General features: G+C 57.6%; 25 protein-coding genes. 5 read left to right on the top strand and 20 right to left on the bottom strand.

Annotated elements, in window-relative coordinates:
* From IPJ12_19330 to IPJ12_19375, 10 genes are all read right to left on the bottom strand, one after another.
* A complete protein-coding gene (locus tag IPJ12_19330) occupies positions 1-405 on the bottom strand; it encodes a DUF1924 domain-containing protein (protein ID MBK7649250.1) in 405 nt (134 codons plus the stop codon).
* Positions 406-611: 206 nt separating this feature from the next.
* Positions 612-818, bottom strand: coding sequence for a hypothetical protein (locus IPJ12_19335; protein MBK7649251.1), 207 nt, complete (start codon positions 816-818; stop codon positions 612-614).
* 149 nt (positions 819-967) lie between these two features.
* Complete coding sequence (locus tag IPJ12_19340; GenBank protein MBK7649252.1) at positions 968-1,387, bottom strand: hypothetical protein; 420 nt, start codon at positions 1,385-1,387, stop codon at positions 968-970.
* Positions 1,388-1,449: 62 nt separating this feature from the next.
* Entirely contained in the window at positions 1,450-1,977 is a 528-nt protein-coding gene (locus IPJ12_19345) for a phage tail protein (protein MBK7649253.1), read from the bottom strand.
* A 64-nt stretch (positions 1,978-2,041) separates the two neighbouring features.
* On the bottom strand, positions 2,042-2,545 hold the full coding sequence (locus IPJ12_19350) for a phage tail protein (GenBank protein ID MBK7649254.1): 504 nt from the start codon (positions 2,543-2,545) through the stop codon (positions 2,042-2,044).
* Positions 2,546-2,593: 48 nt separating this feature from the next.
* Positions 2,594-3,106 (bottom strand): phage tail protein, encoded by a 513-nt coding sequence (locus IPJ12_19355; GenBank protein MBK7649255.1) that lies wholly within the window; start codon positions 3,104-3,106, stop codon positions 2,594-2,596.
* A gap of 32 nt (positions 3,107-3,138) precedes the next feature.
* Positions 3,139-3,426, bottom strand: a complete 288-nt coding sequence (locus IPJ12_19360) for a hypothetical protein (GenBank protein ID MBK7649256.1) — start codon at positions 3,424-3,426, stop codon at positions 3,139-3,141.
* Complete coding sequence (locus IPJ12_19365) at positions 3,423-4,109, bottom strand: hypothetical protein (GenBank protein ID MBK7649257.1); 687 nt, start codon at positions 4,107-4,109, stop codon at positions 3,423-3,425. The genes IPJ12_19360 and IPJ12_19365 overlap by 4 nt, the downstream gene beginning before the upstream one ends.
* 327 nt (positions 4,110-4,436) lie before the next feature.
* A complete protein-coding gene (locus tag IPJ12_19370; GenBank protein ID MBK7649258.1) occupies positions 4,437-5,207 on the bottom strand; it encodes an RES family NAD+ phosphorylase in 771 nt (256 codons plus the stop codon).
* Positions 5,128-5,511, bottom strand: a complete 384-nt coding sequence (locus IPJ12_19375) for a DUF2384 domain-containing protein (GenBank protein MBK7649259.1) — start codon at positions 5,509-5,511, stop codon at positions 5,128-5,130. The genes IPJ12_19370 and IPJ12_19375 overlap by 80 nt, the downstream gene beginning before the upstream one ends.
* Positions 5,512-5,654: 143 nt before the next feature.
* Here IPJ12_19375 and IPJ12_19380 point away from each other — a divergent pair, with 143 nt between their 5' ends.
* Positions 5,655-5,855, top strand: coding sequence for a hypothetical protein (locus IPJ12_19380; protein ID MBK7649260.1), 201 nt, complete (start codon positions 5,655-5,657; stop codon positions 5,853-5,855).
* Positions 5,856-5,900: 45 nt separating this feature from the next.
* Here the strand turns inward: IPJ12_19380 and IPJ12_19385 are convergent, their stop codons facing one another.
* The 5 genes from IPJ12_19385 to IPJ12_19405 all read right to left on the bottom strand — a co-directional run bounded on the left by IPJ12_19385 (position 5,901) and on the right by IPJ12_19405 (position 12,333).
* Entirely contained in the window at positions 5,901-6,467 is a 567-nt protein-coding gene (locus tag IPJ12_19385; protein ID MBK7649261.1) for a hypothetical protein, read from the bottom strand.
* Positions 6,468-6,613: 146 nt separating this feature from the next.
* A complete protein-coding gene (locus IPJ12_19390; GenBank protein ID MBK7649262.1) occupies positions 6,614-7,873 on the bottom strand; it encodes a TolC family protein in 1,260 nt (419 codons plus the stop codon).
* On the bottom strand, positions 7,870-8,172 hold the full coding sequence (locus tag IPJ12_19395; GenBank protein ID MBK7649263.1) for a DUF3240 family protein: 303 nt from the start codon (positions 8,170-8,172) through the stop codon (positions 7,870-7,872). The genes IPJ12_19390 and IPJ12_19395 overlap by 4 nt, the downstream gene beginning before the upstream one ends.
* Positions 8,165-11,251 (bottom strand): efflux RND transporter permease subunit, encoded by a 3,087-nt coding sequence (locus IPJ12_19400; GenBank protein ID MBK7649264.1) that lies wholly within the window; start codon positions 11,249-11,251, stop codon positions 8,165-8,167. Before IPJ12_19400 ends, IPJ12_19395 begins: the two co-directional genes overlap by 8 nt.
* On the bottom strand, positions 11,251-12,333 hold the full coding sequence (locus IPJ12_19405) for an efflux RND transporter periplasmic adaptor subunit (protein ID MBK7649265.1): 1,083 nt from the start codon (positions 12,331-12,333) through the stop codon (positions 11,251-11,253). The genes IPJ12_19400 and IPJ12_19405 overlap by 1 nt, the downstream gene beginning before the upstream one ends.
* Before the next feature lie 380 nt (positions 12,334-12,713).
* Here IPJ12_19405 and IPJ12_19410 point away from each other — a divergent pair, with 380 nt between their 5' ends.
* Entirely contained in the window at positions 12,714-14,000 is a 1,287-nt protein-coding gene (locus IPJ12_19410) for a hypothetical protein (protein MBK7649266.1), read from the top strand.
* Positions 14,001-14,044: 44 nt separating this feature from the next.
* On the opposite strand, the gene IPJ12_19415 is transcribed toward IPJ12_19410, so the two are convergent.
* Genes IPJ12_19415 through IPJ12_19430 form a run of 4 tightly spaced genes read right to left on the bottom strand, consistent with a single transcriptional unit; the run spans position 14,045 to position 16,547 of the window.
* Complete coding sequence (locus IPJ12_19415; protein ID MBK7649267.1) at positions 14,045-14,614, bottom strand: polyisoprenoid-binding protein; 570 nt, start codon at positions 14,612-14,614, stop codon at positions 14,045-14,047.
* Between the two features lie 26 nt (positions 14,615-14,640).
* A complete protein-coding gene (locus tag IPJ12_19420) occupies positions 14,641-15,195 on the bottom strand; it encodes a YceI family protein (protein ID MBK7649268.1) in 555 nt (184 codons plus the stop codon).
* Between the two features lie 2 nt (positions 15,196-15,197).
* Positions 15,198-15,740: a cytochrome b gene (locus tag IPJ12_19425; GenBank protein ID MBK7649269.1), complete on the bottom strand. Its 543-nt coding sequence runs from the start codon at positions 15,738-15,740 to the stop codon at positions 15,198-15,200.
* A 12-nt stretch (positions 15,741-15,752) separates the two neighbouring features.
* Positions 15,753-16,547 (bottom strand): dioxygenase, encoded by a 795-nt coding sequence (locus IPJ12_19430; protein ID MBK7649270.1) that lies wholly within the window; start codon positions 16,545-16,547, stop codon positions 15,753-15,755.
* Between the two features lie 95 nt (positions 16,548-16,642).
* Here IPJ12_19430 and IPJ12_19435 point away from each other — a divergent pair, with 95 nt between their 5' ends.
* From IPJ12_19435 to IPJ12_19445, 3 genes are all read left to right on the top strand, one after another.
* Entirely contained in the window at positions 16,643-17,530 is an 888-nt protein-coding gene (locus IPJ12_19435) for a LysR family transcriptional regulator (protein MBK7649271.1), read from the top strand.
* Between the two features lie 133 nt (positions 17,531-17,663).
* Positions 17,664-17,918 (top strand): GlsB/YeaQ/YmgE family stress response membrane protein, encoded by a 255-nt coding sequence (locus IPJ12_19440; protein MBK7649272.1) that lies wholly within the window; start codon positions 17,664-17,666, stop codon positions 17,916-17,918.
* Positions 17,915-18,583 carry an SIMPL domain-containing protein gene (locus tag IPJ12_19445; GenBank protein MBK7649273.1) on the top strand — a complete coding sequence of 223 codons (669 nt, stop codon included), beginning with the start codon at positions 17,915-17,917 and terminating at the stop codon, positions 18,581-18,583. The genes IPJ12_19440 and IPJ12_19445 overlap by 4 nt, the downstream gene beginning before the upstream one ends.
* Before the next feature lie 50 nt (positions 18,584-18,633).
* On the opposite strand, the gene IPJ12_19450 is transcribed toward IPJ12_19445, so the two are convergent.
* Positions 18,634-20,316: a TonB-dependent receptor gene (locus IPJ12_19450; protein ID MBK7649274.1), complete on the bottom strand. Its 1,683-nt coding sequence runs from the start codon at positions 20,314-20,316 to the stop codon at positions 18,634-18,636.
* Between the last annotated feature and the right edge of the window lie 284 nt (positions 20,317-20,600).

Genomic DNA, 20,600 nt, shown 5'->3' on the forward strand with positions numbered 1-20,600 from the left:
TCAGCGTACCTCGCTCAGATAGGTCATGAAGTCAGCCTTTTCAGCCGATGTGCAGGCACGGCCGACGACTTCCTTGCAGTTACGGCCAAACCATTTTTCTACCTTGGCCGGGTCACTGAAGCGTTCAGCGTTGGCAGTAACGGCCATCGGCTTAATCGCTTTCCCGGTTACCGCATGCTGGCCGGCATTCAACGGGTTGTCGGTGTGGCAGCTCGCACAGCCCGGCATCTTTTCGTTGATGGCAAAACGTTTGTGGAAAAAGGCCTCGCCGCGTTTGGCTGACGGGGTGAAGTCAGCCTGCTGGCTGCTCGCCTCGGAAACGTAGGTTTGACGAATCTGTTGTGGAGTTTCAGCGTGGCAGGCCAAGCTGACGAGCAGCAGGACTGCGGCGGTGATGGTTCTCATTGAAGTTCTCCTTGGGGTGTCCATGGAGAAGCAGTGTAGAGAGCGAGTCTTAAAGGGGACTTAGGTGAAACTTAAGCGCAGATTAAGTGGATGAAATCCGGCTTTGTCTTTTGGGCTGACGATGTGACGCATGCATTGCGCGTGCTGTCGGGGTCAAACAAAGCGCAGGGCCAGGACCCTGCGCCTATGTTGGTTACTGGCCGGACTTACTGGCCCAGATGCTGCAGGACAGTATGCAGGCGCTCGGTCGCGTTGGCTGCTTCCGGATCGTTTTCAGTAAGTTTCAGCACATCCGACCAGTTGATATAACGATCAAGTCGAGCAAGGGCCTTGGCGCTGACCGAGTCCAACTTGATGTCCAGCGTAATTGCGTCACCGCTACCGTCGAGCTTGTAAGCAAACAAACCTTGCATCTTTCGTTCTCCAGGTTGTTGTTGTGGGATAAACGAAGGCAGTTTATAGATCAGTGTAACTAAATGAAATGGCGGCCTGCTGGATGGCGATATTTTTCTGGCCAAGCCGAATCAGATTTCGGCTTGGTCAAGGCGATTTGAATTGGTAATCAGGATGTGCCGAGATTGAAGTCAGCTCGAAACATCGCTCCCTTGTCATCGTGCCCCGCAGACTCCAGGTACAGCGGAAAGTAGCCGGTCGCGGTATGCGCCATGACGAAGGTGCCGCCAGACAGTTCGGTGTTTTTCGGCGCATGGAAAATGAGCGTGAATTGCTCATTGCGTTCGGCTGCGGTTCTGTCGAGCAGGTTCGACAATGTTAAATTAACCGGGCCAAGAATGGTGTGGTGCAATTCAAAGACCGAATCAAGGCATTGGGCGAACGTTGCCCGGCAAAGTTTGCTGGCCGCCGACATCCCGCCGCTACCAGTCATGCCGCTGGTGCTGGTCAATTCCAGCGCGGCGGTCGAGGCAAGCGCCAAGGAGGCGATCGTCACGCTACCGGTGGCAAGAAAATCTCTTCTGTTCATGGTGCGCTCCTTGATTGGTCGTTGGGTGGGCCTGAAGTAGATATGGCTAGTGTTGCGCCGAATTAAGGGCGTGGTGGATAAATGCCTTGCAGGGCAATGATGTAATTGAGCGCCAAGTAGGGCTGGCGGTTGTTGTGGGGCTGCCCGCCACCGCTGGGCTGCATGACATTCGCCGCCATGGCGACCGGATGGGTGGGCTCACGGTAGATGCTTCCGACATTCGATGGGGCAAGGCGCGCGCTGGGCGACGGTGCTGGCAAATTTGCGGCATTGGCGGCGTGAAGCGCATGGTTGTGACTGGGCATCTCACCAGGACTAAGGGTAACGGATTCAACACCGCCCATCTCGCCGAGGGATCGTTGCTGCAATCCCGGCCCCGCACTTTGCCCCGCATGAAGCGGTGATCGCCCATTCAGGTTAGGCAGAGCGAATGTCGACTTGCCATCGCCACCGTAGTAGGTGCCAAGCAGTGAAAAGAGCGCGGTATTCTGGGAAATAGGCAGCAATTGGCCGGCGCAAAATGCCCAACCGGTGGGAGCGAAGTTTCCTGCAAACATGGTGATTTCGCCGACAAAAGGGTCAAGTGACATATTTCGGTCTCCAGTTCAATTCATATGAAGCAAATTCAGCAGCAATCAGTTCAACTTTCTCGGCTCAAGAGCGTGACGGATATACGCCGTACAGCGAAATGATGTAATTGATACCTAGAAATGGGGCCATGTTGTCGTGTGGCAGATTTCCGCCGGCAGTACTGATGGCTGTCTGGCTCATGGTGACGGCGTCGTTGCCATCACCGTAGAAGTAAGCGGTTGTTGAGGCGCCTGTCGCAGCGGTCGGGCCTGCCGCATTGCTGACGAAGTTGTCCGACGCCTGCATGCCGTGACTATGGGCGGGCATCTGCGCGGAGACTAATGTGACGGTTTCAGTACCTGCGGCTTGGCCGATAACGTAACCGGTACCCATGTGTACCGGAATTCGCCCTCGCATGTCGGGTAGGGCAAACGTAGTTTGGCCGTCACCGCCGTAGGTCGTACCAATAAGCGAAAATAAAACATCGTTTTGTGCGATGGACATCAATTGGCCATCACAGAATGCCCAGTCCTGAGGGGCAAAGCTGCCTGCAAACAAGCGGATTTCACCAACAAATGGCATCGACATGAATACTTCCTTTCATGTTTTTTCCCGGCGACTGCCGAGAGGAGTGTTTCAGTTTCTCGAAGGGAAAATGCCAACCAGCGCAATGATGTAGTTCATTGCCAGATACGGTTGCATGTTGTTGTGCGCCTGATTTCCGCCGGCGGGGTCAATACTATTTGGGTTGAGCGGCATCATCTGGGTGGCGGTGGCAAACGGATTGGTGCCGCCTCGTCCCTTCGCTCCCAGAACATGACCGGTTGGATCATTTGAGTTGGCAAAGTCTGCCGAGGCGTTGACCGCATGCGTATGGTTCGGAAGTTGCCCCGGAGTCAGGTTTTCAGTGCTGGATCCAGCTGCCTGGCCCAAAGGCATGGCATTCGAAAAACCGACGCCAGTTCGCCCCTGGAGGTTTGGCAGGGCAAAATTGGTTTGCCCGTTTCCCCCATAGGTTGTGCCGAGAATCGAAAACAAGGCTTGGTTCTGATTGATTGGCAGCAATTGACCATTGCAGAGAGCCCAGCCTTTTGGCGCGAAATCGAAACTCACCAGATTGATTTCGCCGATATACGGTTCTGTTGCCATACCCACTCCTTTGTGCTCGTGGCCGCAGGGGCCTAGTTGAAGATGGCTTCGTAGTGCGTTGTTCCTGCCTTGCTTTCCACTGGTACGAGGAAGACTGAGAGTTCTCCCAAATGTGGATGCGACAGCCGGTAGGTCATCTGTTGCATAAACGGTTCAAGAGGCCCGGAAAACGTCAGCGAGAACGGTTGAGACCGACCGGGAACTGCGGGAAGGGCTTCTACCGCAGTTAATTCAATCGCCAGCATTTCCTGTTCCCGTGCCACCGTAAATAGTTGGCCGCGACACTCGGCAAAAGCCGCGTAGTCCGGCCCGCTGATCATGCTTTCCGGCTTCCTGCAACCCCGGCCAGTGCCAATGCGGCAACCAGTGCCAAGGCCAGACTGTTGGGCTCGGGGGCTTCGTTAAGTGGCGGTCTCACATTCGGAGTAACTATCAAATTGATGGTCAGCAGGCCAAAATTATCGGCTTCCCCTTTGCCTTGATCTATGAACTGCATGGTATCCAGGGCAACTGAGATGGTGTGGGCGTCAATGAGACTCACCCAGTTCGCATCAAAATTTTTGAAGAGTGAACTCGACAGACTGAAGCCTGTAATCGTGCCAAGCGAATCATCCAAGTCGCTAAAAGTGTATTTGGCACCGCTGGCGTAGCCGGTGACGCAATTGCCTGATACGACCATGCCGCAGTTGGCCCGCAAGGAAATTGAAGCTTCCTGGAAATCGATGAACTCCCCAGAAAGCATGAAATTGTCACCGATATCATGGCCATCTCCGGCGCTGATTTCTTGGCCTGCGCCGACTGTGACTGTGTCGGTACCTAATAGTGTAGTGAGTAGAGGGTCACCCACAAATCCGTTTGGGGCATTTAAAGTGGCAGTCACCGAATCGCCGACAAGTGTTGCGTGAGCATTGAAAGCCAAGGCGCTGGATAAGCATAGTCCGACGGTAACGAATAAGCGTGGAACTGCAGCAAGGCGCATTGTTCCGTATTTGTAAGGCTGCATCTTATAAATCTCCTGGTTGGGGAACAGGCAAGCCAAGCAATACGGCGACTTGGCTAATCGGGATTACGTCGAATTACTGGGCCGACTCTTCACGTTTCTTTACACTTAGCATTGTCTGTGCCCAGTCGTAATCAGATGCAATAAAATTGTTTGAATTCAATACTATTATCATTTTTATTGGGTTGATTACCCTTGATTGTGCGCCTACAAATGTAAAGAAATCCGACACAAAATCACTGCTTTGTCTCGCGATTGGCAATTCTGTGCCTGAAACGTTGTAGCCTTGCTTTTTCCTGGTTTCGCAATCAAGCGGCATGTTAAAGCGGCCTATATGTAGTCGAAAACGTGGCTGTCCGTGGTCAGTTCGCGTTGCCAGATGGTCAGGCCTGGTGGTTTCAGCCATAGGGTCCAGCTATGCTGAACATTCCGGAATGCTTCGGTGACACCGTTGAATACATGTGGCGTCAGAATGGCCAAACAGCTCCCTTCGGGGTGACGGACGGACTGGTAGCGGATCAGCTCGATGCCTGCCTGACGGGCAGTGCCGGCTATTTTCTGGGTGGCGGCGTAATCAACCGGATCGGTCCAGCTTGTCCGGTCGGCGACAAGCGGTGGTAGCGTTAGATCAAGGGCGTTTTGGGTCGCGCCGTGGAATTCGAAGAGCGTGATGGGGATGGATGCCTCGCGGCCAGCGAGACCTTCGCTGTCCATCCAGAAGCGCAGGCGCCAGTAGCCGCATTCGGCGCAGGCGGTCTTTTCGTCGTCGGCACCATAGAAAACACCGGGGTCGGTCCGGGCGCGAAAGCGGGAGCCGGATGGCGGTTTTGGCCAGTAGCGGAAGGGGGTTGCCAGCAGCCAGTGCAGGCCCGTGGCGTCGCGCGGCAGGACTGGCTTTGACTCTTCGAGGATGTCTTCAAGCAGTGATTGGTCGCCAAGGTTGCCGTGGACCAGCGTCATCGTTGCGACCCGGTGTTGCGCTTCGACTGCCCGCCAGCCCTTGCCCAGCCAAGGCCGGGCCTCAGACGCGAGCGCGGTGGGCGTCCAGGTATTCACAGACGTGCAGCAGACCTTCGACGCGTTTGACGACTTCCAGCGGATGGCGATTATCGAAGGCCTGATTGCCGGATTTCAGCCAGTTGCGGGCCAGATCGTCATTGCCGCCGACCAGAGAGGAAATCGACCGGTAAAGGCGGACGAAATGGGCCGACAGCTCCCACGTCTTGCTGCCTTCAGGAATGAAATATTTACCGTTGAGCAGCCGTGAGGCCGACGGCTGGCTGGTGCCGATAATGGCATTGAGATCGGTGGAACCCAGCCCGAGGCGTCTGGCCGCTTCGACCACGGCTGTCGACAGAACGCGAGAACGGTCGGAGAGTGGATTTGCTTGCAGGGCGGTGGGCATGTTGGCCTTTCCTGAATGGTTATTTATTATTCTACAGAATAAATTTCACTATTAAAGTATTTTTTGAATTGCCTGTCTGGCCCGGTAAGAGACGATGAGTTGATATCGACAATCGGCGTAAAATTCACACGATGAAACTATTGATGATGGCCTTCATTGGACTGGCAGCCTGCTCATCCTGGCACTGGGAAAAACGCGGTGCGGCAGACGGCGAGTACGTTCAGGACGAGAAATTCTGCAAGCAGCAGGTCTATTCCGGCACTGATGGCATGGTGACCAACGCGAGCGTCCGCCGAATGCACGCCTGCATGGCGGCAAAAGGCTGGCAGAAAGTAGCGAACTGAGCTGCTGAGGCCTGGCTTGAAGCCAAAATCGGCCGACTTCGCCGATTACTCGATGGTGAGACTGCTGATCCAGCGAGATTTTGCTGGAATGTCCGTGCGGTCAACGGGGCCAAAGGGCGGAATGCTGGTGTCGGCTGGCGGGGCGCCGATCTGGACGAGATCAATGGCTTGCGGTGTACCGACGATGCCTTTGTCAGTCAATTCCATGTGGTAGTAAAGGCCATTCCACAGCTTTGCGCCAAAATCCTTGGGTTGCTTGTAGAGGAAGAGCAGTGAGTGTTCCAGCCAGCGCAGGTCGCTACGACTGACGGTACCCGGATTGGGATAGGGGTAGGGAACGTGGCATTGAATTTCATCCCCTTCCAGGCACTTGAATTCCTTCATGGAGAGAAAGAAATCTTTCATTCGGGTGTGATCAAGGTGTACCGAGAAGGTGGTCTGGTCGCCTTTGGGGATGAATTCCACTGTGCCAAGAACAATGGTTTGTCCGTCCCGTGTTTGCAGCTTGATGGTCTTGCTGCCGGTCAGTTCCCAAGCTGCAGCGGGTAGCGCCAAGAGAATGGCTATCGTTCCAAAAAACAGGCTGGCAAGTTGGCGCAGATTACGGGTCATGGCGTTGTCTCATCCTGTGGCGAATGTACGGTCATGATACGTCGCCTAGCGTTTTGATGGGGCGAGATTGGCTTTCCCGCTCCATTTTCTGCTGAATGCCTGGCGCTGCCGTGATGAATAGCAATGCGGCAGCGCCGCGAACGAAGTTAGTCCATGGCCCAAAGCTGATGGGCGTCGAGTAGCAGCCGGTAGCGCAGTTCCAGTGCGTCAAGTTGCATGAGGCGTGCCGATAGCTGGGCTTCGTTGGCCAGGCGGCGGGCGGCCAACAAGTCGTTGAGGCTGCCCTCGCCAAGCTGGTAGGCACGGGCGGTCATCTCGGCGGCGCGGCTTTGGCGTTCGGCTGCGGTGCGGCTGGCTTGCCAGGAAGCGAAAGCTGCCTTCGCCGACTGATAGAGCATGGCGGATTCGGCGCTGATTTTTTGCGTGGCTGCAGCTTCGCGGCGACCGGCAACGTCGGCCTGGGCGAGCGCGGCATCGGAGGTGGCGCGACGGGCGCCGCCCGGTAACGGGATGCTGATGTAGGCGCCGTAAATCTTGTCCTCACCGGCTCGCTCGCGTGATACGTGCAGGCCGATGGTCGGGTCGGGCATGCGGTCACGGCTGGCGCGGCCGGCGATGATTTGCGCTCGGTGGGTGTCGCCGCGAGCCAGTTCGAGTTCGTGACTATGTTCCAGGATGGCGTTGATCCAGTCAGTTTCGTTGCCCTCGATAGGCACCGGTTCGGCGATTGCGCCGGTGACCAGTGGCAGGCCGGGGTAGCGACGGCGCAGATCTTCACTGGCATTTTGTTGGCGGACACGGGCCTGGGCCAATTGGGCTTCGGCCTGAGATTGCGCTGCTTCGGCCAGAATGGTTTCGAGACGCGCGGCATCGCCTAGTTGCTGGCGGCGCTGAACGGCTTTTCCCTGCTTTTCGAGTAGCGCGAATTGTTCGGTCCACTGCGCTTCAGCGGCACTTTCCTTGAGCCAGACGAACCACGATTTCAACAGGTTACGGCTGTTTTCATGGAGTGCATCACCGTGGGCTGTTTCAGCCAGGGCGACTCCTGCGGCACCGAGTTCGCTGTCCAGCGAGCCCTTGCCGGGCAGGCGTAGCGGGCGTTCAATAGCCGCGTTCCATTCATTGAAACGCTCATCGGGGCCGATTGTTGGCGCACTGCGGCGCTGTTGGGCGCCGAGATGGATGTTCCATTCGTAATGGCCGGCTTCGAGGCGATCCCGATTGGCTTCCTCAACGCGTATTTGTCCGGATGCGGCCTGGACTGAGGGGTTTGCCAGCAAAACGCGAGCAACGATTTCGGCGGGGGGCAGGTTCGGCGTCGCTTCGCCAGCGAAACCGGAGCCGCCGATGCCGCCAAGACTCAGTGCTGCGGTCAACCGGAAAAAAAGGCCAAAATCGAATTTCATAAACGCCCCATGTCAATGACGGGAACCAGCCAGAAAAACACATTGGCCCGCGGCAGTTCGGTTTTGATCAGTTCGAGGACCGTGCGTAGCCGCTCTTCCGGCCCGACCATGCGGATCTGGGTGCGCGGCGAGTGGCCGCTGACCAGTTCATCCGGTTCGACCAGCGGGATGACGGCGCCGTGCCCTTCGGCCAGGCTGGCGGTAAAGCCGCGGACCAAGTCGGGGTGCGATAGGAGCAGATCCTCGACCAGCTGCGCAACATCGTTGGGCATGGTCAGGGAAAGCAGGACATCAGCCATGGTGGACCTCAGTAAATGAAACGGTGGTTTTGACACCAAAGCGACGGAAGAGGATGGGCAGCAGGAGCAGGGTCAGTGCCGTCGAGGTGACCAGCCCGCCAATCACGACGATGGCTAGCGGTCGCTGGACTTCCGATCCGGGGCCGCTGGCGAAGAGCATGGGCACCAGGCCAAAGGCCGCGATGCTGGCGGTCATCAGTACTGGCCGCAGGCGGCGTTTGGCGCCTTCGACGACCACTTCGGCGACGGGCAGGCCGCGGGCCAGCAACTGGTTGAAATAGGTGACCATCACCACGCCATTCAACACGGCAATGCCGAGCAGGGCGATGAAGCCGACCGACGCGGGCACCGACAGGTATTCGCCGGAAATGAGCAGGCCGAAGACGCCGCCGATCATGGCGAACGGGATGTTGGAGAGAACCAGCAAAGCCTGACGTACCGAGCCGAAAGTCGAGAAGAGCAGGAAGAAGATCAGCGCCAGTGCCACCGGGACGACAACCATCAGGCGGGCCGCCGCGCGCTGCTGGTTTTCGAACTGGCCGCCCCAGGCCAGCCGATAGCCTTGCGGCAATTTGACGTCGCGGGCAACGCTGGCCTTGGCATCTTCGACAAAGCCGACCAGGTCGCGGTCGCGGACATTCGACTGGATGACGACGTAGCGCTGGGCGTTTTCGCGGTCGACTTTCACCGGGCCGTCAATGCGCTGGATCTTGGCGACCGAGGCCAGCGGCACGCTGCCGCCACCGGGCAGGCTCAGGCGCAGGGCTTCGAAATCGGCCGGCGACGAACGCAGGTTGTCCGGGCCGCGCAGGACGACCGGTATGCGGCGACCCTGTTCGATCACTGTACCGACATTGCGGCCTTCAAGCAGCGCCTTCAAGTCGTTCTGGATGTCGTCAACGTTCAGTCCGAAACGGCCTGCGGCGAGGCGATCAACGGCGATTTTCAGATATTGCACGCCGTCGTTTTTCAGCGTGAAGGTGTCTTCGGCGCCTTTTACCTTTTTGACTGTATTTTCGACCTCGACCGCCAGCTTGTTCAGCGTGGCAAGGTCGGGGCCAAAAATCTTGATGGCCAGGTCGCCACGGACGCCGGTCAGCATTTCCGAAACGCGCATGTCGATCGGCTGCGTGAAGGAGAAACCGATCCCAGGGAAATCAACCATCACGGCGCGCAATTGGTCGGCCAGCCAGGCCGGGTCTGGTTTGCGCCAGGTTTCGCGCGGATTGAGCACCATGAAGGTGTCGGTCTGGTTGAGGCCCATCGGGTCGAGGCCAAGTTCGTCGGAGCCGGCGCGGGCGACGATGGCTTTGACTTCAGGTACCTGCGCCAGGATGGCGCGTTGTACGGCGCTGTCGATGGCGATGGTCTGGTCGATGCCGATGGAGGGCAGTTTTTCAAGCTGCATGATCAGGTCGCCCTCATCCATTGTCGGCATGAAGCTCTTGCCGAGCAGCATGAAGGCGCCAGCGGCGGCGGCCAGTGCAATGGTTGCACCCAGCACGTAGGTACGGCTGTGACTGAGGGCTGAACCCAGCATTCGGTTGTAGATCGCCGACAGTTTTTTAACCAGCCATGGTTCATGATGCACGCCGCGCTGGATCAGGTAGGAGGCGAGCACCGGCACCACGGTGAGCGATAGCAGCAGCGAGGAGGCGAGCGCAAATACGATTGTCAGCGCGACTGGTCCGAACATCTTGCCTTCCAGGCCCTGCAAGGTGAGCAGCGGCAGGAAGACGATGATGATGATGACAATGCCGGAGGTGACCGGTGAGGCAACTTCACGGGCTGCGCGGAAAATCAGGTGCAGCGTCGGCAGGTTTTCCTGTGCTTCTGCCAGCTGGCTTTCGACGTTTTCGACCACCACCACCGCGGCATCGACCAGCATGCCGATGGCGATGGCCAGTCCGCCGAGGCTCATGAGGTTGGCCGACAAACCAGCGGTGCGCATCAGGATGAAGGTAGCCAGCGCTGACAGCGGCAGCATCAGGGCGACGACCAGTGCGGCACGCAGGTTGCCGAGGAAGGCGAGAAGGAGGAGCACGACGAGCACGATGGCTTCAAGCAGCGCTTTCGACACGGTGCCAACGGCGCGCTGGACCAGATTGCTGCGATCGTAGAAAGGCTCGATCGTGATACCTGGCGGCAGGCTGGGTGCGATTTCAGCCAACCGGGCCTTGACGCCATCGACCACGCTTTGGGCGTTGGCGCCGCGCAGGCCAAGGACCAGGCCTTCGACCGCCTCGCCTTTGCCGCTCTTGGTGACTGCGCCATAGCGGGTGAGGGCACCGAGGCCGACAGTCGCGACGTCGGCGATGCGAACAATATTGCCGTCCTTGGCTTGCAGGACAATGGCTTTGACATCATCGACCGTTTTGATGGCGCCTTCAGCGCGAACGAGTAGCGCCTCTTCGCCATCGTTCAGCCGTCCGGCACCGTCGTTGCGGTTGTTGGCTTCGAGGACAGCCTGCAGATCCTTTAGCGCCAGACCGCGTGCCGCCAACAGTTGTGGATTGGGTACCACTTCAAAGGTACGTACCTCACCGCCCAGGCTGTTGACGTCGGCTACGCCGGGAATCGTGCGCAATTGCGGGCGTATCACCCAGTCGAGCAGGGCGCGTTTGTCGGCCAGCGACATCTCACCCTCGATGGTGAACATGAACATTTCGCCGAGCGGTGTGGTGATCGGTGCCATGCCGCCGGTGACGCCGGGTGGCAGGTTGCCCATCGCTGCGGCCAGGCGTTCACCGACCTGCTGGCGTGCCCAGTAGATGTCGGTGCCGTCTTCGAAGTCGAGGGTGATGTCGGTCAGGGCGTATTTGGAGGTCGAGCGCAGCAGGCGCTGATGTGGAATGCCGAGCAATTCCTGCTCGACCGGCACAGCAAGACGTGTTTCCACCTCTTCTGGCGTCATGCCGGGGGCCTTCAGTATGATCTTGACCTGGGTGGTCGACACATCGGGGAAGGCATCGATCGGCAAGCCGAGGTAGGCCTGCACGCCCGCGCCAATCAGCATGACGGTAAGGACCAGCAGCAATAGGCGCTGGGTGAGCGAGAAACGAATCAGTGCGGCAAGCATTATTCTTTTCCAACGCCGGTCAGCATGGCTTTCAGCCCGGAAACGCCCTTGATGGCGACCTTCTCACCGGCCTTGATGCCATCCACCATGACGATGTCGCCACCCTGGCTGATGATGCGGACCGGGCGAGCTTCGAAGGTGGCACCCTTGTCGTCGCTGCTTGTTTGGACGAAGGCGATGGTGGCGCCTTGATGACGGGCCAGTGCCGATGACGGCAAGCGTTGATGCTGGCCGCTCGGCGCGGCAATATCGACTTCGATGACCTGCCCGGGGCGCAGTGTTTCAGCGCCTTTGCCGACTTCGGCGCGCAGCAGAACCGTCTGGCTGGCCATATCGACGGCCCGGCCAATGGAAATGAGTTTGCCGACGACTTCGCGATCGCTGATCTTGACCGGGCCGCCTTCAAGCAGCACGGCGGCCACATCGACGGGCACCTGAATCTCCAGCCAGAGCGGCGATAGTTTGGCGATGCGATAAATCATGGCCGAGGTTTCGACGCGCTGTCCGAGCTGGACGCCCTGTTCCAGTACGACGCCGTCGATGGCTGCGGTCAGGGCCAGTTTGCCGCCCAGTTTGCCGGGTACGGCACCGGCCAGTGCCAGGCCCTGACGTCTTTCGGAGGCCTGCGCCCCCGCCTGGGCTGCGGCGGCGCGTGCGGCTTGCAGGCGGGATTCGGCGATCAGGCCCTCGGCATAAAGTTGTTCGTCACGTTTCAGATTTTGTTGCATCAGTCCGGCCTGGCTGCTGGCTTGCAGGGCATCGCGTTGCAGTTCGAGGGCTTGCGGGCTGGCCAGGTGGGCGACGACCTGGCCGCGTTTGACGGTGGAGCCGGGCGCTACCGCCAGCATTTCAACCAGGCCGCCCACCGGCGCAGCAACGACGCGCATTTGTTCATTGGGCACGAGCACCTGGGCTGGATAACTGCCGGCTCGACCGCTGGTACTCTGCCCGGAGACAGTTGTTTCAATACCTAGCGACTTGATCTGGGTCGCTTGCAGCACAAGACGGCTTTCCTGGGCCGAAAGATGCGTTGCTGCGGTCAACAGGAAAAAAGCGGTAAAAATGAAATTTCTGCGGGGCATGAGTGGCAATCCGTGACAGGTTATGTGCAGTCTAATGGGCCTAGCTTAAGTCTTGCTTAAGCACCTGGAATCGAATCGATGCATCCCAGAGAGAACAACTGCCATGTCACAACCCAGTGGGGATGTTCCGCAGCCTGCCGCTCAGCGGATACCATACAGCCTGCTTGCCCCTAAAGATGGTTTCCGAATCACATTTTGTAGATATAGCATTTGCAATGGACTGACGGAAGCTCGGGCCTGGCAGATATATCCTTTTGTCGAGTCGTGTGTCCGCGGCAGCTTTTGATGTCCTTCAGGAATGCTTAATGATCAGATCAGCCCGACAACTGTTTGTTTCACGGCCCATTTGGCTCAGAAATTTGTTCATTGCATTGGCGATAATGCTCGCCATCGGTGCTGTGAGCATTCTGGTCATCAAGCAGGGTCTGGTGCGCTGGCCGCTCAAAGTGGCAACCGGGCCGGCAACGACCGTCGGGGCGGATTTCTTGAACACGTTTACTCAGGTGTTTGCTGAAGAACGCCCCATGGTTCAGCTCAAGCGGATCAAGAAGGAGAGTTTCGTTGCCAGTGCCAAGGCACTGGAAGATGGCGAAGCCGATCTTGCCATTGTGCGCAGCGATATAGCGATGCCGAGCAATGGTCTGACCATCGCCATATTCCGTCGCGACGACCTGGTGTTGATTGTTTCCGGGCGCTCCAGTCTGGACAGCTTTCAGGGCTTGTCGGGCAAGAAAATTGCGCTGCTCAAGACCGATTCCGTTGAGCGAAATGAAGCCCTCTCGCGGTTGCTGGATGGCATTCTGGCTTTTTACAGCATCAGTCCGAGCAAGGTTGATCGCGTATTTCTGTCGCTGGATAAAATTGGTCCGGCAATCGCAAATGATCAAGTGGATGCCGTGCTTGCGCTGGGACCCTCGGGCCTGGGTTCGATCAGCAAGGCGATTGGTGCCATTGCCAATGCCACCAAAACTTCTCCCAAGCTGATCGGCGATAAGCAGGCTGCGGCCATTGCCAAGACCATTCCAGGGACTGAGCCGAATGAAGTGGACGAGGGTGCTTTTGGCGGGACAAAGCCAAAGCCCGAGGAGGCCATGGATACGTTGGCAGTCACCGTGCGTCTGGTCGGCCGGCATTCATTGCCTGACTTTGCAACCGGTGAAATAGCCCGCCTCCTGACGCTTTCCCGGGCACGACTGATCGCAACTTCACCGTTTGCCCGCAACATCGAGGCGCCCGATGGCGAGGATGGCTCGAATCTTCCCATCCATCCCGGCGCGGCAGCGTATTTCGATGGCGAACAGGATTCGCTTGTGGACAGCGCTTTCAATATCTTTTATCTGATATCGATCGCCCTGGGTGTTCTTGGCTCCAGCATCGTCTGGATTTTCAGTATCGGGAAGAGCAGCTCCGCAACGGAAAGAGAAATCGACATCAAGCTGTTGTTCATCGTGCGCGATGCAAGAAATGCGGATCAGTCGAGGCTCGACCAGATGGAAGCGGAGATTGAAGAGGTGGTACGCCAGGCCATCAATCAAAACAAGGTGCTGAGCGCTGACTTGATCAACATCGTCGCGATCGCGACGCAATTACTCGACAAGCGGCGCGATGTACTTCTGGCGGCTGACCGTTCGAATCAGGATTCAGGAAATCCAGCCTTCAAGTTGTGAAAAAGCCGCCCGATCAGCGGGCGGGCTTTTCATGATGGAGCAACTTATTGCTTGATGCCTTCGAAGGTCACGTCGATGGTGACATCGTCACCGACGTAGGGTGCGTACTTGCCCATGTTGAAATCGGTGCGCTTGACGGTCGTCGTGGCGTTGGCGCCAATGGCATCCTTCTTCATCATCGGGTGCGGCATGGCCAGGAAAGAGGTGACCTTCAGGGTGACCGGCTTGGTGATGCCCTTCAAGGTCAGATTGCCTTCAATGGCGCTCGGCTTGTCGCCATCAAACACGACCTTGGTGGATTTGAAGGTCGCGGTCGGGTACTTGGCGGTATCGAGGAAGTCTTCGCCCTGGATGTGCTCGTTGAAGGTTTCCGAGCCGGTATTGACCGACTTGGTATCGATCACGATGTCGACCTTGCCTGTCTTCGCGGCCTTGTCGAGAACGACGGCGCCGGTCACCTTGTCGAAACGGCTCATCTGGATGGTGTAGCCAAGATGGCTGTAGGAGAAGCGCGGGAAAGTGTGATTGTTGTCCAGGTTGAAAGTCTCAGGCGCTGCCAGTGCCGGGGCGGCAGCAGCGATGGCAAGGATGAGGGTGGCGAGTTGCTTTTTCATGGTGATTCTCCGTTCAGGGTTGGGGTTTATTTGCTTGCTGCGGTGATGCGGAATTTGATCTGGACATCGTTGGCGACGATGTCGAACTTGGCCCAGGCGCCTTCGCCGATGGTGAAGTCGGCGCGGCGGATGGTGAAACTGCCGTCAAAGACGCCGGCGTTGCCTTGCGCCGTAAAGGTGGCGGGTACGACAACATCCTGTGTCTTGCCCTTGATGGTCAATTGCCCGGCCACTTCATATCGATTGCCGCCGAGCGCCTTGACGCTGCCGGAAACAAAGCGCGCCGTCGGGAAAGCCTTGGTGTTGAACCATTGCTTGCCGGCAACTTCCTGGTCGCCTTCGGTGGCGCCGGTATCGACGCTGGCGAGATCCACATCGAAGGTTGCCTTGGCGGCGGCCGGCTTGGCCGGGTCAAAGTTCAAGGTGCTCGAAAATCGGCGAAATTTCCCGTCGACCGCGACACCCATCTGCTTGTAGACGAAATTGACGGCGCTTTTATCGACTTGCACTTGCGTGTATTCGACGGCGTGGGCGGCGGGTATCAATGAAGCAAAGGCGAGGGCCAGGGCGATGCGTTTCATGTTCAATTCTCCTTGGAGTGGCGGGGGGCCATGCGAATCAGGATGTCATCCTTGTCGATGAAGTGATGTTTCAGGGCGGCGCCGATGTGGCCGGCGAGAACGGCGACGAAGAACAGGTTCAGACTCTTGTGAACCAGAGCCAGCAGGTCGCCGAGCTCCTTGTTCTTGTCGAGCAGGTCCGGGATGGGCAGGATGCCGAAATAGACGGTCTGGAAACCCTTGGCCGAGCTCATCAGCCAGCCGGAGAGCGGGATGGCAATCATCAGCACATAGAGCATCAGGTGACCGGCATGGGCGGCGAACTGCATCAGCTTGGGCATGCTCTCCGGCAGTGCCGGCGGACGATGCGTCACCCGCCAGAGCAGGCGAAATGCGAGCAGCAGGAAAGCCGTGACGCCAGCCCATTTGTGCCAAGAGTAAATCTGCAACTTGGTGGGCGACAGCGGCAGGTCGTGCATGTAGAAGCCCAGCGCGAGCATCCCGAAAAGCAGCGCAGCCATCAACCAGTGGAGTAGCTTCGCGGTGGCGGTGTAGTGCGTTGTCATGGCTATCCTCTGTTATTGGGGCAGGAACGAATAGGCATCCATCGCGATGACATAGTCGTCGATGCCGGCATGAAACCGATTGGCCCGAGTGTTGGGGCCACTGGCACCGAGTGCGACATACAAAGGCAACAAATGTTCATCGGTCGGGTGGGCCTGTGCGCCACCCGGGGCTTGTTGGCGGTAGTCGAGCAGGGCGGGAATGTCACGTGCCGCGATGCGGGCGGCCAGCCAGTCGGTAAATTGGCGCACATAGGCCGGGGTTTGGCCGCCGCTGCGGGCTGCTATCTGGTAGTCGCGCAGGTTGTGCGTCAGATTGCCGGAAGCGATGACGAGAAAACCCTTGGCAGCCAGCGGTGCCAGCGCCTGGCCGAGCTTGTAGGCTTGTTCCGGGCCACCCCGGCTCTGGATGGATAGCGGAATGACCGGCACATCGGCATCCGGAAACATCAGGCGCAGCGGGACCCAGGCGCCATGGTCAAGGCCACGGCTGACATCCTGGATGGCGGGCATGCCGGCTCCCTTCAAGGCTGCAAACACTTCCTCGGAGGCTTCGCGACAACCAGTGGCCGGGTAGCGGATGTCGTAAAGCTCATCCGGAAAGCCCCAGAAGTCGTGAATGGTTTCCGGTCTCTCGGCAAATCCGACGGTCGGTACGACGGTATCCCAATGGGCGCTAACAATGGCGATGGCGCGCGGCAGGGGCAGCGATTTTGCGATTGCCGTCAGTGCGGCACCGGCGGCACCGGGGCGCAGCGCAAATGTGGGTGCGCCGTGCGGGACAAAAATAGCGGATGGGTTTTGTGTCATTGCTGCAACTCCGGTTTCGATGGATGCACTTTATGCCTGTTATTTGGATCGAAATAGCCGACAATGTGCAAATTACTATTGCTAGGAATGCAACAATGGATAGGCTGGATGCAATGAATCTATTCGTTCGGGTGGCTGAACTCGGCAGCTTTTCAGCTGTGGCGAAGCAGCTTGGCGTGGCGCGTTCGGTGGTGACCCGGCAAATTGCCGCGCTGGAGGCGCACCTTGGCGTAAAACTGATGGCGCGCAGCACGCGCCGCCTGACGCTGACTTCAGGAGGTACGGCCTATCTTGAAAAATGTCGGGTCATCCTGAATCTGGTCGAGGCGGCTGAAACCGGGGTGGCGGAAGAGCGCCTGACCCCGCGCGGCAATATCCGGATCAGCTTGCCGTTGAGCTATGGCCTGAAACGACTGGCGCCGATATTGCTCGATTTTTCGCAGCGTTACCCGGAAGTCGCGCTGGATATGGATTACAGCGACCGGCGTGTCAATTTGATCGAAGAGGGCATCGATCTGTCGATTCGCGTTACCCGGCGGCTGGAATCCGGCGACGTGGCGCGCAAGATCGGCTCAAGTCGTATGCTGGTCGTCGCCGCGCCGGATTATCTGGCCCGTCACGGTCAACCGGAAAAACCGGCCGAATTGGCAAACCATATTTGTCTCGGTTACACCAATGCCGGCAGCGCCCAGGTCTGGCAATTCATGGTTGACGGGCAATTGGAGAGCATTCATGTGCACAGTCGCATCAATGCCAATAATGGCGAGGTACTGACCGAAGCGGCAGCTCAGGGACTGGGTATCACATGCCAGCCGGATTTCATTGCCGAGTCCTTTCTGGCTGAAAGTCGGGTGAAGGAAATACTGCTAGCGTACCCGACGCCGGTGCTGGGCATTTACGCCATGTTGCCGAGTAATCGCCATGTACCTCACCGGGTCAGGGTCTTGATGGATACCCTGGCTGAACGTTTGGCACAAAAATGATGTCTGAATACTCTCTCGCATAAACAAATCTTTACGAGTTGACGCCAACCATCGACAAAGCGGCGCGTTAGTATCTTTGGCGCAAGTATTTGTTGGCTTGTTTTGCTTGAATCAATGAAAGGAAATTTGAATCATGGGTATTGTTTGGACAATTCTGGTTGGCCTCGTTGTTGGCGTGATCGCCAAGCTCCTGCATCCGGGCAAGGAAAATATGGGCTTCATTGCCACGGTGCTGCTGGGTATTGGCGGCTCCGTTCTCGCCGGCATGCTTGGGCAGGCAATGGGCTGGTATCAAGCAGGTGAAGGTGCCGGGTTTGTCGCCTCCGTGGTCGTCGCCATTGTGTTGCTGGTTGTCTACGGACGCCTGCGCGACAAGACTGCGTCATGAAAAAGCACCTGACAAGCTTGCTCGTCGGTTGTATGGCCGGTGCCACCGTTCAAGCCGGTGCACTGGTTGATCTTTCGGCGGAAGCCAGCCGGCCGGTGGCCAATGACATGGTGCGTGCCAGCGTCTATAGCGAAGCCAGCGGCAAGAATCCGGCCGAACTGGCGCAGCGGGTGAATGCCGATATCGCCGAGGCGCTCAAACTCATTCGCGCCAAGGCGGGTGTCTCGGTAAAGAGTGGCCAGCAGGCGACTTACCCGGTCTATAGTCAGGCCCAAAAAATTGACGGTTGGCGCATGCGCAGCGAGCTTGTGCTGGAATCAAGGAGTCAGGGCAGCGTTTCCGAATTACTCGGCAAGCTGCAGCAAATGCGGCTGGCAGTCGGCAACGTCAATTTGCTGCCATCGCCGGAAACCCGCCGTCAGGTCGAAGACGAAGCAACCAGAGAAGCGATTCGTGCTTTCCAGAGCCGCGCAGCGGTGATCGCCGAGCAGTTGGGCAAGACCTGGAAAATCAAGCAGTTGAATGTCCAGCAAGGTGGGGGTATGCCTCGTCCCATGATGGCCGCCCGTGCGGTGATGGTTGCTGAAGATGCTCCTGCGCCGCTGGAGGCCGGAGAAAGCTTGGTCACCACTAATGTCAGCGGGCAGATTGAACTGTCTGACTGATGGATACCTGCGTTGGGCATGAGTCCGGGAAAAGGCTGCGGGCTTGTTCCTTAGAAATGCAGCGTTGTCCTGAGTAACGCAGTTCGGCCAAACTGGGGTATCTGCCAGCGTCGTACGCCCAGCACCTCGTCGATAGCGACCGGATCGTTGTAACGGTGATCAAGCACGTTGTAGATCCCCAGCCCAACTTCCCAATGCTTGCCAGGCGGCGCGTAACTCAAATTCAGGTTGGCCAGCGTGTATGACGGAATTCGCTGGGTACCCATATTAGCTTGACGGGAGCCGATCCATTGCCCTTCCAGACCGGCCGTCAGATGAGAAATGCCAGTAGGTACTGCCAGGTTGAGTTTGGCCATTTGGTGGGGCGAGTTATCGAAACTGCGACTCGTTTCTGCCGCGTGCTGTACCGAGTAACCGGTGCGCAAGCGGCTACCGTTGCTCCAGCGCTGCTCGTATTCGATCTCAAGGCCATTCGCATGGGTATGAGCACTGTTCGTGGCAATTCCTGAATCGTCCGTTGTCACCATCTTGTCGATGTGAAAGTGGTAAAACGTCGCTGACAAGCTGGAAAGCGGTCCGAATTGCTTCTCCCAGGTGAGTTCCAGCGAGCGCATCTTCTCCGGATTAAGGTTGGGATTGCCATAGGCAAAGGTAGGCGTCGTGTAGGCACGCTCATAGACGGTCGGGACGCGGAATGCCGTGCCGTATAAAACCTTGAACAGTCCTGCCTTTCCCGCATCATGTACGACGCCAAGGCGTGGACTCCAGAACGAGCCAAGGCTACCCATATTGTTGTAACTCAGGCCGAGCGTCAGCAGGTTGGCAGTACCCAGCTGTATTTCGTCCTGAGCCATTATGGTCAGTTGCTGGCTCGTCTTTTGGTCGTCAAGGCAGGGAGCTGTGCTGATGCTCAAATCCGGATTGATGCAGCCATAGCCGCGGTCATAATTTTGCTGGTTTTGGCGCCAATTGGACTTGTATTCGATACCCAGCGTCCAGCGGTTGCCTGACCAATTTGTATTTATCAGGCGATTGTCGATCCCCCACCAACTCCCATGTGACTTGTCGGTATTCATAACATGTGGATCGCCCAGATCTGCCGAATAGTCGTAGGGAAATGCACCATCGTACTGGTAGTCGCCAAAATAAATGCGCTGTTGCAATTCATTGCTGGCATTCAGTTTCCAGTTCTTGCTCAGATCGAACAGCGTGTAGGCGTCGGATTCAACATGGCTACGATCATCAGCGATGGTATCGTAGCTGGCAGTCGGGACCACGCGGTCGCGTTTCGCATGGATGAATGAGAAATGCCAGTCGTCGCCTCGTACCTTGAGGAACAGTTGTCCACCCTCTTCACCGCCAACCCGGTGCAAGTCGCGGGTAGTGCCATCGCCATTCACGTCATTGAAGGCCAGCGTATTTCCGTGAATGTTAAATCCAGTCGCGGAAATCAGCACATCAGTACTGCCAACCTGTCCACCCCAGCTGGCGCGTAGCCGGCGATTGGCCCCGCTGCCCATGCTCAGGCTGGCCTCAATGCCGACACTCTGACCACTTCGGGTAACGACATTGATCACGCCAAACATTGCATCACCACCATAAACCGCAGCACTTGGGCCACGGATGATTTCGATACGTTCGACCAAGCCTATATCAAGCGGAAATGCAGAATCGGCTGGAGCGCTGGCGAAAATATTCTCGTTGATCGACATGCCATCGATCAGTATCTGCAAACGAGGGCGGTAGTCACCGGGTTGCGATATGCCGCGAACACCGGCAAAACTGTAGGTGTGGTCATCGGTGACATTGACGCCCTGCAGGGTACGCAGTGCATCCCCCAGCGTGCGCCAGCCATATTGACTGTCGGCGCGCGTTTAATTTTGACCACCTGTGCTCGTTGAATTTTGACCAGGTGTGATAGCCACCTGACATAGGTTGGCTTGTGGATAAGTGTAGCTCAGAACAATCGATTTCCGAGCCACGATGAATGCGTTGGGAAAGCCGTGGAGGACGAAGT

It is taken from the genome of Betaproteobacteria bacterium (assembly GCA_016709965.1).
GTDB classification, from domain to species: domain Bacteria; phylum Pseudomonadota; class Gammaproteobacteria; order Burkholderiales; family Rhodocyclaceae; genus Azonexus; species Azonexus amarohabitans.